Origin of the sequence: Mesorhizobium sp. M0590, assembly GCF_040320905.1 — a bacterium.
Taxonomy (GTDB): domain Bacteria; phylum Pseudomonadota; class Alphaproteobacteria; order Rhizobiales; family Rhizobiaceae; genus Mesorhizobium.
In genome coordinates, this window is the sequence record NZ_JAMYQN010000023.1 from 56,673 (window position 1) to 70,881 (window position 14,209).

The 14,209-nt window shown below is 59.9% G+C and carries 8 protein-coding genes and 5 pseudogenes; 5 read left to right on the forward strand and 8 right to left on the reverse strand.

Going from position 1 to position 14,209, the window contains the following annotated elements; all coding sequences use genetic code 11:
- Positions 1–307: 307 nt before the first annotated feature.
- Positions 308–518, reverse strand: a pseudogene (locus NKI52_RS27910) (bifunctional hydroxymethylpyrimidine kinase/phosphomethylpyrimidine kinase); the annotation flags it as partial.
- A 14-nt stretch (positions 519–532) separates the two neighbouring features.
- Complete coding sequence (locus NKI52_RS27915; protein ID WP_352700379.1) at positions 533–1,690, reverse strand: porin; 1,158 nt, start codon at positions 1,688–1,690, stop codon at positions 533–535.
- Between the two features lie 1,045 nt (positions 1,691–2,735).
- Here NKI52_RS27915 and hemN point away from each other — a divergent pair.
- Positions 2,736–4,076: an oxygen-independent coproporphyrinogen III oxidase gene (gene hemN / locus NKI52_RS27920; RefSeq protein WP_352700380.1), complete on the forward strand. Its 1,341-nt coding sequence runs from the start codon at positions 2,736–2,738 to the stop codon at positions 4,074–4,076.
- 227 nt (positions 4,077–4,303) lie between these two features.
- On the opposite strand, the pseudogene NKI52_RS27925 reads toward hemN, so the two are convergent.
- Positions 4,304–4,643, reverse strand: a pseudogene (locus tag NKI52_RS27925) (PIN domain-containing protein); the annotation flags it as partial.
- 734 nt (positions 4,644–5,377) lie between these two features.
- On the opposite strand from NKI52_RS27925, the gene NKI52_RS27930 reads away from it, so the two are divergent.
- A complete protein-coding gene (locus NKI52_RS27930) occupies positions 5,378–6,064 on the forward strand; it encodes an isopentenyl transferase family protein (RefSeq protein WP_352700381.1) in 687 nt (228 codons plus the stop codon).
- A gap of 166 nt (positions 6,065–6,230) precedes the next feature.
- On the opposite strand, the gene NKI52_RS27935 is transcribed toward NKI52_RS27930, so the two are convergent.
- The gene (locus NKI52_RS27935; protein ID WP_352452632.1) at positions 6,231–6,515 is read right to left on the reverse strand and encodes a hypothetical protein; all 285 of its coding nucleotides are present in this window, start codon (positions 6,513–6,515) and stop codon (positions 6,231–6,233) included.
- Positions 6,516–6,655: 140 nt separating this feature from the next.
- Between NKI52_RS27935 and NKI52_RS27940 the strand changes: the two genes are divergently transcribed.
- The gene (locus NKI52_RS27940) at positions 6,656–7,066 is read left to right on the forward strand and encodes a transposase (RefSeq protein WP_352700382.1); all 411 of its coding nucleotides are present in this window, start codon (positions 6,656–6,658) and stop codon (positions 7,064–7,066) included.
- Here the strand turns inward: NKI52_RS27940 and NKI52_RS27945 are convergent.
- Positions 7,006–7,968 (reverse strand): NUDIX hydrolase, encoded by a 963-nt coding sequence (locus NKI52_RS27945; protein WP_352469024.1) that lies wholly within the window; start codon positions 7,966–7,968, stop codon positions 7,006–7,008. The genes NKI52_RS27940 and NKI52_RS27945 overlap by 61 nt on opposite strands.
- Positions 7,969–8,115: 147 nt before the next feature.
- Here NKI52_RS27945 and NKI52_RS27950 point away from each other — a divergent pair.
- Both NKI52_RS27950 and NKI52_RS27955 read left to right on the forward strand, forming a co-directional pair.
- Positions 8,116–8,344: pseudogene (locus tag NKI52_RS27950) on the forward strand (3-methyl-2-oxobutanoate hydroxymethyltransferase); the annotation flags it as partial.
- A 261-nt stretch (positions 8,345–8,605) separates the two neighbouring features.
- Positions 8,606–9,223, forward strand: a complete 618-nt coding sequence (locus NKI52_RS27955; protein WP_352458545.1) for a cold-shock protein — start codon at positions 8,606–8,608, stop codon at positions 9,221–9,223.
- Here NKI52_RS27955 and NKI52_RS27960 read toward each other — a convergent pair.
- From NKI52_RS27960 to NKI52_RS27970, 3 genes and pseudogenes are all read right to left on the reverse strand, one after another.
- Positions 9,198–9,747 (reverse strand): annotated as a pseudogene (locus tag NKI52_RS27960) (ABC transporter transmembrane domain-containing protein); the annotation flags it as partial. The gene NKI52_RS27955 and the pseudogene NKI52_RS27960 sit on opposite strands and share 26 nt — an antisense overlap.
- 32 nt (positions 9,748–9,779) lie before the next feature.
- Positions 9,780–11,435, reverse strand: a pseudogene (locus NKI52_RS27965) (MFS transporter).
- 1,583 nt (positions 11,436–13,018) lie between these two features.
- A complete protein-coding gene (locus NKI52_RS27970) occupies positions 13,019–14,101 on the reverse strand; it encodes an HPP family protein (RefSeq protein WP_352700383.1) in 1,083 nt (360 codons plus the stop codon).
- Positions 14,102–14,209 lie beyond the last annotated feature (108 nt).

Here is a 14,209-nt window from a genome sequence, read left to right on the forward strand (position 1 = left end):
TAGTCGTGCGATAACAAGTTTTTTATGCGATAATCGGCAAATGCGATCGTTTCCATAACCGCGCGAAGGATCGTTACCCGGATGGGCCGAGACCCAGCTCCCCCGCAGGCTACGCAGGGGCTCGGGGCGAGCCTAGAGCCTGGCCCTCCGAAGCGCTTCGAAGGAGGACGCGCCTCTTTGAAAAACTCGCCCGTTGTGCATCGTGGGTACCCGTAAACGCGAATTCTCAAAGGAAAGACGCTCCTTACCTCTCCCTCCCGCCACGATCATCACGGCCGCGCCCGCGCTCACTACGCCGCGACGCCCGCGAGATCGCTGCACGCATCTGATCGGCCACCAGACCGGGTTGCAGATGAAGGATGTCCGTGACGCTGTCGTGTGTTTGCACCGTCACCGCAGTGACGGCAAGGCAGCTGCGCACGCGCCATGGAGGAGAGCGTCTCGATATCGCGCGCGATTCCGGCACCCCCACTGGAGTCCGATCCGCCGACGACAAGTACATGCGATGCCTGCCTCAGCGCCCTTTCATCCGTTAGAATGAGCGTTCGAAACGCAGGATTCCGCCGACACTGCTCTTCTTGTTGGCGTTGGTCCAATTCATGTTGGAAGCGCCGTCCACCTTGCCGACGGCGAAGTTACCGTATCGGCCATAGTCGAGTTCCGCCGTAACTGTGAAATCTGGAAGAAACGCATAGGCGACGTTTGCAGCGACACCATGGTTCTTGAGCTGATCACCGGAGAGCTGAAGGTTGAACGAAGTTGTCTCGTTGAGCTTGTAAGTGGCGCCAGCCCAGAAAGCCCAGTTCCCGCCCCAACTCTTATAGAAGCCGCGACCATGAGCGTCGATGGCGTTCGTGGAGTCGTCGTTGAGCTTGCCATTGGAACCGTAGCCGAGCATTCCGAACAGCAACAGTTCGTTGGTGACATTGATGTCGACACGGACCTTGGCGGCCACCGATTCGTAGTTGCTATCATAGGCGGCAACGCCGGTGATCGCGCCCCAGCCATGTGTGTATTTCAAGCCGCCGACTACGTGCGGTGCGTAGCTGTCGATTGTGCCGACCACGCCCGAGCCTTCTTCGAGCGAAACCACGGCCGAAAAGCCGTTCCCGGCGTCGAAGTAGTACTGAACCACATTGGTATCGAAAGCGCCGTACGGAACCGGCTGGTTGAGTACGTCACCCGCGCCGCCAATAAACATGTCGAAGGCCGACCAGTCCTTACCAAGTCGGAGGCCACCAAGCTGAATCCAGGCGAAAGTCAAGGTGCTGTCTCCGTTGAAGGCATAGGACCGAGAACTGTCCGAAACCGAAGTGTGGCGGTTGCCGAAGTTCATGCGGGTTTCGGTGTAGGTCTTCAACGTGCCGAGTTCGGTCTCCTGGCCGGTCCAAGTTTTCAATGTGAAGCGCGTGTTGTTTTGCCATGTGCCCTGATGCTCACCAGTCCTCACATCCGAGGTTCTTGCGTGATCAACCAATCCGACATGGCCCAAGCCGACGTCGTAACGGACATAGCCGCCGATGCGCACGCAGGTCTCAGTGCCTGAAATGTAGACGTAGCCCGAGCCGTAGACGTCGCAGACTTTAACGTACTCAGTCGGGTCAGGCTCGGCAACGGCGGTCACGGCGCGAGCGTCGGAAACGGCAATCAGTGCCGCAGTTGAGCCGAGGAGGAGGCTCCTAATGTTCATTGTTGATCTGCGTTCAAAGAGTAAAAGGAATGGACGTCAGTGATGAACTTTTGCTAAGAAAACAGTCGATAACGATGCGCATTGAGTTGAATTTGAGCAGTTTTGATGCGCTCGTCACGCCAGATATTCATCAGAAATTGAGAATATGATTGGGCGTTATTGTTACAAATATGCGATTGTTATTACAAATATAATAATAGCCGAAACGACTCCATCCAACATTTCTGTACAAATCATCCCCGTCATCTCCGCTAGTTGTGGGCGGGCCGTCACAAAGGCTTCTACTGCAAATGACGTGCCATCCTGACGACGCAGCTGCGGCTTGAAGCTCAAGTGTGCCGGCGGACCTTGGTTCGCTCTTCCTTCCTTTTTGCCTTGCGGATCAACCCAAGCACGAACGGCAAACGTTTCGGCTACGGTTCGTCTGTTCGCTTCGCGACAGTTTCGTTCAATGGCGACAGCTTTGTTTGCTGTGAGCCCCGACGTTGAGACATCATGCGGCGGCACCGCTCGGTACGACGCCGTCATTTTGGCGAGCGCGATGATCGGTAATCACGCGCTGAACGCGCAGCCTTGCCTCCACCACGGAGTCAGTAGGCGCGCCGGCCTGGCATTGCGGCCGACCTGACGGTCGCGTCGAGCAGCCTCTCGTCCTGATAGACGGCGCGCCACAGCTAATGCTTCTTGCCAGCAATTCACACAACGAGCTCATCGAGATGCCAGAGATCACTATGGGGCTGCGCTAGCTGGCGAGCAAAGTCTGATCCCAACGCCGTGTTATCTCGTTGGATGCGGCAGCCGCGCTCAGCAGAATCTACTCGACCAGGCGCAGGCTGAAGGGAAGGGATGGTGGAACCAAACGGTGCGCGTGAGGGTCGCGGCGGGAACAGCCATGGCCAGTCGCTGACCGTCCAGCCAAGACTGAACGGCCGCTATTGCTGAGAAATACAAGTTTCGAGCCCAAAGCGGAACGGACTGACATAGCGCAAAGACACAGGCGAGCGCAGCCGTAAGGTTGGTGGTTATCAGCATGGGACGGTAACTGTTGCAGACCACAAAATATCGCGAGGCCGGCCTGCCTTGGTACACTATCTATCCGACTGTGTCGGAGTTCTCTGGGGCGGTCGGCGCCGAGGCTTATGAGGTATGGCTCAGGAACCTGCCGCCTGACGATCCGGTGTCGCTCTATTTCCACGTTCCGTTCTGCCGATCAGCTTGCTGGTATTGTGGCTTCCCCACCACCATCACCCGCCATGATGCGCCGATCCTCAACTATCTGGCGGCGCTGCGTGACGAGATCCGTTTGGTCTCGGAGCGAGCGCCTCAGACGCTGCCCGTGAGCGACATGCATTTCGGCGGCGGAACGCCGTCTCTCATAGGACCAGCCGAGTTCCTGGCTCTGATGGAGTTCCTGCGACGCCGCTTCGCTCTCACGAAAACAGCTACGGTTGCCGTCGAGATTGATCCGCGCACGTTCACGGCCGAGATGGCCGAGGCCTTAGGAGCAGCCGGCGTGAACCGTGTGAGTCTCGGCGTGCAGAGCTTCGATCTCATTGTTCAAAAAGCAATCAACCGGGTTCAGAGTGAGGCGCAGACGTCTGCTGCCGTGGAAATGCTGCGCCGGCATGGAGTAAGCCGCATCAACTTCGACCTCATCTTCGGTCTCCCGCATCAAACGGTGCAGTCCTGCGTCGAGACCGCGAGGGCGGCGGTCGCAATGCGCCCCGACCGGCTTGCGGTGTTCGGCTATGCGCACATCCCGTCGCTTGTAAAGAATCAGCGCCTCATCGAGGAGGCAGTTCTTCCGGGCAGCGCTGCCCGCGCCGAACAGTATGCGGCCGTGGCCGCGACGCTGATTGCCGCCGGCTACCGCGAGATCGGGCTCGACCATTTCGCCTTGCCGGACGACGAGCTCGCGCTGGCACAGAAAACGGGTCGCCTGCGGCGTAACTCGCTGGGCTACTCGGCCACCACCTGCAGAACCCTGATCGGTTTCGGCGCGTCGGCTATCGGCCGCGTCGGCGAGGGGTACGTCCAAAACGAAGTTACACGGGATTCCTACATCCAGCACATCGCAGCTGGCCGTCTGGCGACGTCAAAGGGCTATCGCCTCACCGACGACGACCGCGTGCGAGCCGCAATTATCGAGCGACTAATGTGCGATCTCGAGGCCGATGTGCAGGCAATCTGTGCCGCCCACGGATCTGATCCGATCCGTCTTCTCGATTCAGCTGAACGCTTGGCGATGCTGGCCGAGGACGGGATAGTGGACTTCGAAAACGGTTTTGTCCGCGTACGGCGGGAGCATCGCTTTGTAATTCGCGCTGTCGCTGCCGCGTTCGATGCTTTTCTCGATCGGGATGGCCGTAAGCATAGCCACAGGTGAGGGCAAGCATCCAACCGGAAGCTAAACTCGACGCCCTTGGCCGAGGCCTGTCATGAAGCGCGCGTCAAGGATGCGAAAAGCAGAGCTGATCCGCCTATTTCATCTCATCTTCAATGACATCGACCTCGTGGCTGCCACCGAGGCGTTTCCATATTGATCGTGGTAGGTGCGGGACATCTGGGTGTTTCGCCGTCAGCGCATGAATATCCCCGCCATGTGATGGGTCAGGAAATCGCGGTGGCTGCAATCAGCCCGTCCATCGATGACAGACCGCAGCCACGCCGCTTCGCGAGGCCCGTCAGGTCGCCCCAGGCCAGGGCAACCAGTTCGTCCACGGGCAGGACTCTCGGCTCGAAGCGCTGCGGCAGGTCCCGGGCGAGCCATCCGGCCAGTGCGTCACGTTTCCGACCTTTGTCTATGAGGGCAGCGCCGCACCGGATCTCGGCGATCGACACAACCTGATAAATGAGCGGTCTTCATCGAGCCCGTCATCCATTCCAGCACGCGCGCGTCAGGGCTCGGCCTCGTCACCTCGGAGAGGCCATTAGTGTCGAGCAAGAGCCTCACGATGGCAGACCATGCGGTTCATCGCGTAGCCGCTCGATGTCCAGTTCGGCGTTGCGCAGCGGCGATGCGCAGCGAGTGCCCAGAAAACAGCAGCCAGCTCCCCTTCCGGAAGATCGGAGCGGACGCCACGCAAAAAGCGCCAAATCCTTGGCGCCGGCGGTCTGTGTGTTTGCGCGCTGGCGGCTTTGGTGTACTCCTGTGCCGTTTCGACGAGGCTTCCAGCCGGACCGGCAGGGGAGGAGGCTTTGGCGGCGCGGCCGGCACACGGCCCACCTCGAGGACGAGATCGACGATGTCGGGCAGATCCTCGGTCGCCTCACAAATCGGTGAGGTCGTCGGGGCACCGTCTTCCACTTTTGTTGATCAGCCGCCTTCCTGGCCATGTTCCGAGACAATAAGGCGCCCGTGCGCCGCCGCCTCGATTAACCCAAGACGCGCAAGGATCTTTTGCCGGAGACAACGAGGTCACCATCCTGCGGTGCCGCGTTGCGTCACAGTCGGCATGAGATGTGCAAAGTGGACCGTCGTCAAACGTCAAACAGAGGCGTTGGTGACTGGACTGAACGACCAGAACGGGCTGCTTGCGCCCTTTCGGACTTCACAAAGTTCGAAAATGGCGTCGTTTCAGGGCATAATCGCCGCTTGTCAAAATGTTTGCGACAAGTCCGGTGAAAGCCTACCGAGTATCTTGTGCTTGGGGGGCGGTTAGTTCCGATAAACTAAGCGGCATACACATGCTAATCTATTTGATTTACGGGCCGACCTGCAGCGGCAAAACAGACGCGGGAATCCAAATTGCACGAGAGACCGGATGGCCGGTCATTGCGCTGGATCGTGTACAATGCTGTCCTCAAATCGCCACCGGCAGCGGGCGTCCCTCGGATTCCGAACTGCAATCTACCCAGCGGATCTACTTGGATTCGCGCCCGCTAACCGCGGGCATCATCGACGCCGAGACCGCCCATCGTAAGCTGATAATGCAAGTGGATGAGCGTAGTTCCCAGCCGGGGCTCATCCTCGAAGGCGGTTCGATCTCCCTTCTCAATTTAATGGCGCGAAGTCAGCATTGGGATGGCGCTTTTCGGTGGCATGTAAGGCGGTTGCGGCTCGGCAACTCGGACGCCTTTCTGGAGAGAGCCAAGCGTCGGGTCACAGACATGTTTGTCACAAGAGAAGGACAACCTTCATTGCTGCAGGAACTTGCGGATCAGTGGAAGGAAGATGCAGTCCGTCCCACTTTGGAAGACGTTGACGGATATCGTTGCGCCATTCGTTTTGCGAGAGAGCACAGCTTGGCAATCAGCGAAATGCCGTGCCTTCGCAAAGAGCTCCAACAAGATCTTGTAGAGGCGATTGCGAGAGAATATCTCGAATATGCGCGTTGGCAAGAACGCGACTTTCCAGAATGGCAAACTGAGTGAGCAAGCCTCCCCGGACCTCGCCTGCGATGCGGGCACGGTAGCTCCTGAGAATTGCGCTAAGTGGTTTGCTGAAGCAAGCTAGTGCCAGGCGACATTAGGTCCGTGTGGCAGCGGAAGGATTGCTTTCGCCACGGTGACTGCGGAGGAGGCGACATGGCTGCACTGCTCATTTCAGGCATGGGACGGAATGTACCGATGACAAAGTGCTGCGCGCTTCGTAGCGACCGCTACCGTGGCTGACTCGCGAACTACTATCCGCCAGCCCAGTCTGTGGCGTCGTCTCGGCTTTCATCGCCACCGCCTTCGCCCAGGAAACGCCCGAGGCCGCAAGCGTCGCCGTGGCAGTGCGGCACCCGGCAAGATGGGTGGTCATCGGACCTATCTGATCGACGGGGAGCACCGTGCTTTCGTCCTGGGCGAGGTTGAGCGAGATGCCAACATGACGCTTCATCAATTGACGGCGGCACTGGCTGAACGTGGTCTCCTGCGAGCGTCGGTCGCTTCCTGCACCGCGAGGGCAAGAGCTTCAAAAAAACCGTTCTGCCGGCCGAGCAGCTCAAGCCAAAGCTGATGCGCGGGCGTGCGCAATGGATGCGCTATCAGACCCGCATTGACCCTACGCGCCTGGTCTCCCTGGATGAAACATGGGTCAAGACCAACATGGCGCCGTTGCGCGGCTGGGGTGTGCGCGGCAAGCGGCTGATGGCCCACGCACCATATGGCCATTGGAAGACGATGACCTTCATCACCGCGCTGCGGCATGATCGGGTGGAGGCGCCTTGGGTCATTGACGGACCCATCAATACGCAGGCCTTTCGCGTCTATGTCGAAACCGAACTCAACAAAACACTGAACCGGGCGACTCGTCATTCTCGACAATCCCGGTTCTCACAAGGGCCAAGCCGTCCGCGACATCGTCAGGGCTGCTGGCGCAAGGCGGGTCAAGCCCGCGAGAGCGGCAATTTTGTTCCGGCTATCACCCTCTCGTCGAGAACGGCGTGACGGAAGCGATAAAGTTGCGCCGGCCGGCCGCCGGTTTCCGCGGTTGTCTCACCGGTCTCCTCGACCAACTCCTGCTGCTCGATCAGCCGGCGAAAGTTCGGCTTACGCACGAGCCTGCCGGCAAGCGCCTCCACGGTGCGCTGCAGCTGCAAAAGCGTGAAGACCGGCGGCATCAGTTCGAATACGACCGGCCGGTATTTGATCTTGGAGCGCAGCCGCGCAATGCCGGTCGCCAGGATGCGACGATGATCGGCGATCATCGATCTGCCCGACACCGAGGTGGGCGCAGCGGAATGTCCGGCGCGTATTGCTTCCTCCACCAGGGCGGCTTCGTAGAGCAGCTCATAACGTTGAAGCGCGAGTTCCTCGTTCCAATGGCGGTCGTCAAAGCCGAAGGCGATCGCCGCCCGCCGTCGTCGGTCGAGGCGTGTCGTACCGTCGTCAGTGCCATCCGCCCATTCCATCAGGCGCGGCCGCAATTCGTCCAACACGACCGCCGGTGTGCCGGAGCGGTGATCCTCCCACGGGAAATAGTCGTACCAGCTTCCCCAGTGTCGCCCGGCCGGGTCGCCAGCTTCGTCTTGGTGGGTGAGCGCCAGATAGCTGATAGAGACCACGCGGTCGTCAGCGCCAACCCTGTCGCGATCGGCGAAGGTGTAGAGCTGTTCGATATAGCCGAGCGGCTGGCCGGTCTGTTGTTCCACCCATCCCCTGAGGCCCGACTGCAGCGAACGGTGAGCAAGCTCGAACGGGCCCGAGGGCAGGGCGTTTGCCTGCGGGATGGTCAGAACGCAGGGGGCGCTGCTGTCCATGGCGACCACAACGGCGATCAAGTCCGCATTGACGTCGTTGGCCTTGCCTCCAGCTCCGCCTTTCCTAATCCCTTTTGCGCGATCGTCCATGGTCCCCGACGTCGTTGAGCAGAGCCCTGCCGCGTAGGCGGCTGAACCGATTGAATTCCGTTTTTGTCTGATAATTGTCGGCGCGTCAACACCACCCGTCGTGGCGATTTTAGCTCTTCGCAGCTGCACAAAAAGTGCCAACGCGACATCCGTGCTTGGGGAAGGAGGCCCATTGAGTGCGCCGATTCAAAGCTCGTCGATCGACATTGCGACGTTGTTCTCGTCGGCGACAGCGCGGCATGGTTCTCCACGGCTTGGCGTCGACGCTGGGCGTGACGCTGGGCGTGACGCTGGAGATGATGATCATGCACGGTCAGGCCTGCCCCGTGGCCTGGAGCCGGCGCAAATGGTCGTCGACCCGCCGTTCGGTTCCTTTTGAAGAAACCCGGAGCAGGCTTTCCGCAATGCCTGATAAAGCCCTTCCAGTGCGCCCGCGCCAGGATCATCGCACTCTCGCTCCAACACAACCTATGCGAGTCAGTAAATCGACTCGCCGGCACTATTGTTTCAGGGGAAATGAATCTAGTTTCAAAGGGTTCGGCCGATAGGCCGGGCACAGCTGCGGTCTTCACGGCCTTTTTGACATAAACGCGTCGCCCGATTGAGATTATCTTGACGGTAGCGCAGTGCGCCATCCATGCCAGTCGAGATGATCATGGGCAAATATCGAGACCATCGCGAGCCACGCCGGCATCGCTATGACGATGACCCCGTTTCCTTTTCGGAACGGACTTCCGAGCCAAGCTATTTTCAGCGCCCGCCGACCGTGACGGCAGATCCTGTCGATGCGGAGGTATTGTGGTTCACAGTCAGCAAGGGTTTTGGCTTCGTCAAACTGTCGGACGGCACGGAGGCCTATCTGCACGTGCGAGTGTTAGAGGCGGCCGGAAGCCGGGATGTTGCCGCGGGAACGCCTCTCAAGATCACGGTCGAAAAAAGTCCAAAAGGTCATCAAGTCGCGCAGGTGCTGGAGATCGGCGATCACCGCGCGAAAACTCCGTCACATACGCGCGTCGCTGGAGGGACCTTCGTTGAAACCGGTGCGCAGCTGGAGAGCGGGGGCACGGTCAAGTGGTACAAACCCGAAAAGGGCTTCGGCTTCATTGCTCCTGACAACGGTGAGAAGGACGTCTTCGTTCATGCCAGCGCCCTGACGCGCTCAGGGCTCAGCGTGCTGGTGGCGGGACAGAAGGTGTTTGTCGAATGCGGGCAAGGCAAGAAAGGCTGGGAAGTCCGGAGCATTCGCCTTGCCTAGACGGCGATGCATTGCTCGCCTCGAAGGAGATGCCGGAGAGCGTCGGGCGGTCGCCCGAGCCCGCGTAGCAGAAACCGACATTGTCGAAGCGCAGCACGCCGTCGGTGACGACGAGATCCCTGGCGCCCGCCGCGTCCTCGATGTCAAGTTCGGCGTCGAGCAACTCGAACAGCCGCGTGCCGCAGGTCGAGGCGCGCGCGAACGAGTTGACCATCAATCCGAGCTAGCGCACCGGCATCTGTAGAATGGTCATGAAGGTGAGCAACAGGGCCAGCGTGCCGACGCTGATTTGACCTGCGATCACTTTCTGGCCACCGAACCAGAGCACCAGGCCCATGGCGGTCAGGAACGAGAAATTCATGGCGCTGGTGTTGCCGACACGGATGTCAACGCGCTCATTGGCGAGATCAAGGCGCGTCCTGCTTGGCGCGGTCGAACTTTTCCAGCTCGTGCGGCTGCGCGGCGAAGGCACGCACGACACGCATGCCGCCGAGATTCTCATCCATCACCCGGATCTTTAACGATCGCTGATGCCCAGATATGGGAAGGTCAGGCTTCAATGACGGGGAAGGTGAAGGATTGACTGGTCGGGTTTCCGGGCCGAGCTTGTCGGCCGCTCAATCGAAAGCGTCATTTGAGGCGCTTTCTCTCCCGCGTGTAACTGGAAGACACGCTCGTCCAGTTCCTTGTCTACTTCCGTGAGACGATGATTGAGGCGAAGGTAGTCGGTCCAGGTCGGCGTTCGGAACGTTTCTGTCCACTGCATAGGCTTCTGAAGGTTGCGCTGGAGCGTTCAGTTCCGAGCACCGACGCGGCTGTGTACATGACGCCGCTGCCGCATGAGGTCGAGGAAGGCCTCGACATTTCTCTCGGCTATCAGATATTCGATCTTGACCACGATCGGGCCGCTTCTCGGCTTCAAACTGAGAGCGACAGCTGGGGCGTCGAATTCATCCAAAGGATCGGGCTCGGACTCGCGGCGCTCGCGAAGAGGAAACAGAACGCCGGCTGCAGCAACGAGCAGCAGGGCCGCAGCGGAACCCTCTAGCGCCCAGGTCAGCGAATGGTTCTGGGAAACGGTGCCCCACACCCAGCTCCCGGCCGCTATGCCGCCGTCTATCAATGCATAGTAGATGGAGATCGTGCGCCCCACGACCCAGCGCGGGCTTGCCAGCTGCACGCTCACGCCAACCCCGGACCAGGCAGTGACCCAGCCTGCGCCGCCCAAAGCAAGTGCAATTGCCGCCACGCCGATCGAAGAGGTAAGCGCCAGGGAGAGGGAGCACGCCGCGCAGGCGACGCAGGAGAGCCTCATCAGCTGTTCTTGCGACAAGCTCCGTCTGAACAGGCTGTTGGAGAGGCCGGCGAAGACCGCGCCTGTTCCGAAACCTGCCATGAGCGTGCCATAGGCGAGCGGGCCTCCTCCCAACTGGTCGCGGACAATCAGCGGCAGCAGCGCGAGTATAGCGATGCTCGCCAGGCCAAAGAGGGTTCCGCGTGCGATCGCCGCTTTGATTTCCGATGACATCGCCGTGAAGCGCAGCCCGTCATAGATGGCCCTCCTCATCGACTCGCGCGGAAGAGGCGACGAGCGGACCTTCCACTTGCAGCGCCATATGGTGGCCAAGGGTACCAAATAGGTGAGGGTGGTCACGGTAAAAGCGGCCAAAAGCCCGAAGGAGGCAACCACGATGCCGCCGAGCGCCGGGCCCACGGTCCGTACGGTGTTGAAGCCAACGGAAAGCAGGGTAACGGCAGCGGGAACATCGCGCCGGTCCACCATATCGCCAACCGACGCCTGCCAGGCGGGATCGTTGAGAGCGCCGCCGCATGCGATTAAAAAGCTGAAGCCGAGAATCATCCATGGGTCGAGAAAGCCCAGCGCTACAACAGCGGTCAGCATCGCAGATGCTATCACCATAAGGCAGCGGCCCGCGAACATAACCCTGCGACGGCTGAAATTGTCAGCGAGAACCCCGGCGAACACGGACAGAATGAAAGCGGGCAGGTTCGATGAAGCCTGCACCAGCGCAACCATCAGATCGGAAGTCGAGATGGTAGCCATCAGCCAACTGATGGCAACAGTCTGCATCAACCAGCCGAGGCTGGAGACTTGCGTGGCGAGCCAGATCGAACGAAAGGTGGGCTGCAAAAGTGGCGCAAAGGTCGTTGGTGCAGCCAAATCATCATTTGATCCAGCCACCCTACTCATTTTGCCAACCTTTGCTTTCCGTTATTGCCGTTTCCCATGTAATCTAGGCTGAACCGTGGCGGCTAGAAGAATAGAGAGAAACTGTTTGCCTTGCGGCACAGTTCCTCGTGATTAAGGGTTGCGGCCGAGACGCATGCCCGAGCCGGCTCACCCCGCCTTCGAAGACATCACGGGGTGGAGCCCGGATTCTTGCTTGTCGTTTGACCCAGCATGCTTCATCAACGGGCACTTTGCCGAGCGATGCCTTTTCGCGAAACGCGACGATGTTCTTTCGTCGGAAACTCTCTCCAACGGCGTTCGATGCGCTGAGTCTGGCTTGGGGCGAGGTGAGGGCTTGCAGATATTAGACAGGATTGATTACTGATAAACGCAGACGGTTGCCGGGCCGCGATCGAAGAGGCGCGCGCCTTGCTGCTTCAGCTTGAACAAAAGTCTGATGCGCTCACACACGCCATCGACGACTTTCTGCTCGATCTGATGAGGCTGGCTTTCATTGTTGAATGTTATGGACGCGGCTTTGAACTTTTGGCGCGAACGCTTGCCCGTAGAAGACTGGCAAAGGTCAGGCTTTTGTCGGGGGCGGTGGACTCCGCCAGGGGAGAAATGACACCCAAAGCCGGATGGCTGACGCGACGGTCGCCCCGCGTTCCGCACAGTGACGAAGGTAACGGTACGGCTCTTCGGCAGATGGCGCATCCTCATGGTAGCGACTGGCCGTTCCCTCTGATGCCTCGGCCTCCCACACCTATCCGAACAGGCCCGATCCTGGAGGGTCCTCGAAGTGGGCATGAGGGCGATAGGCCGCGTGGTTCGGGTACCAAGCGTAGGCGCGGTATTGGGCTGGAAATTGGCGACGCGCGACGAAGAAGTCCGAGATCAACTCGTGCAATGGCAATTCCTAACACCGTGGACGTGTTGGAGCAGCCTCATCCTCCTAGTCAGGAACGTCATCAAGGTTATAGGATTGATGCGCGGCGAACCCTCGGAACTCAGGATCATGTTGACATCGCTGTTCGACAGAGCCGACTTCGCGCAAGGAAGCCACATCGTTTCGGAATTGCTTATCTCAGGGTCTATCGTCGGCCTAGTCAAACTCTTGGCGCGGCGAGTAGCGGCGGTCGTCGGCGTGATGCATGACGGGAGTCGGCGGCGCCTCACCATAGGCGAAATGTAGGAACCAAAGGAAAGGACCACCTGCATGGAATTGCGAACCGCGTCCTCGGCGTCTGAGCCGCGACCCTTGCCAAGGATCATTCAACCCGCGACGTAGAGCTTCAAGCCAGCCTTGGACATGCGAACCGCGCTACCATCGTTGCAGAGGAGCCGTCCACCAGATGGTTCCATTTGTAGTCCGCGCCTTTGGTCGACATAGCGGACTGGCTCTGGCCACCGGCAAGGTTGAAGAGTGTTCCGTTGTTGCAGTCGTACTTGGCCTACGTGAACAGATGCCTGAGCACGCGGTCGCCTTTCAGGGTTGATCTACTCGTAAAAAGGAATTGTCTTAGGCGGAAGGCCGCACTTAATACCACTATCCTATTGGCGCCCCATCGGCTTCCCGGATTGAGCAAGTCCGGATCACTATTTTATGCCGCTGCCAGCGTTGTGTCCGCCATGTGCACGCGCGCTGCCGCTGCCAGCAGGTCGGTCTGGGTGATCAGCCCAATAATGCGTCGCTCGGCATCGACGATGACCACGGCATGGCTGCGGCCGTCGGTGAGCACCGGCAGCAGGCTCATCGCCGGCGTATCGGGAGAGGCGGTGCCAGCCTTCGACATCACAGCCCTCACCGCGTCGGTCGCCTTCGTCAGCTCGCGCAGGCCAACTACACCGACCAGCCCGCCGTCGGCGTCGGTCACCGGCAGCGTCCGGATGTTGTGATCGAGCAGCAAATGACGCGCCTGGTCGGCAGGCGCATGTTCATCGACCGAAATCACATCGCGCGACATGATGTCCTCGCACAGCAGGGTCCGGTGGGAGCGCACCATCGCCTGCAACTCGACCTGCCGTAGCAGCCGCTCAAGATCGTTGCGGTCGATATCGAAGGTTTCCTCCAGCGCGCCGAGCGCGGCATCGACATCCTCGGGCTGGAAGCCGACCCGCTCCCGCGCGGGCGGATCGATGGTTCCATGCGCGCTTTTAAGGGCGGGGGGCGCCACATGCGGATAGTTGCGCCGCGACAGTTTATGGATGCCGTAGCCGAGTGCGACCAGCACGATCGAGTTCAGCGCTACCGGAACGAAGGGAAACAGCAAGCCCGAGCTGAGGACGGCCGGTCCGCCGAACACCGCAGTTAAGGCGGCGGCGCCACCCGGCGGATGCAGGCAGCGCGTGAACGACATGGCGGCGATGGCCAGCGCCACCGCAATGCCGGTAGCAAGAACGGGTTCATGCACGAAATGCGCCACGGTCACCCCGACCAGCGCCGAAATCGTATTGCCACCGATAATCGACCAAGGTTGCGCCAGCGGGCTTGAAGGCACGGCAAAGAGCAGCACGGCCGATGCTCCCATTGGAGCAACCAGCAGTGCGACATGTGGGCCAGACCCGTTCGCCAGCGCACTGATCACGCCAGTCAATGCGATGCCGATCATGGCCCCGATGCAGGCGAGCAGCCGCTCGCGCAGCGTTGCACCGGCAAGGATCGGAACAAAGAGACGAAACGCCATGGCATACCCTTGGGCGAGTGGTCGGAACTCCGCGCTCCGCAATGCAGGCAAAGCCACAGATTTGGAAGTTAAGCCAATTCGGAAAGCCGGCTCACGGGGGAATACTTT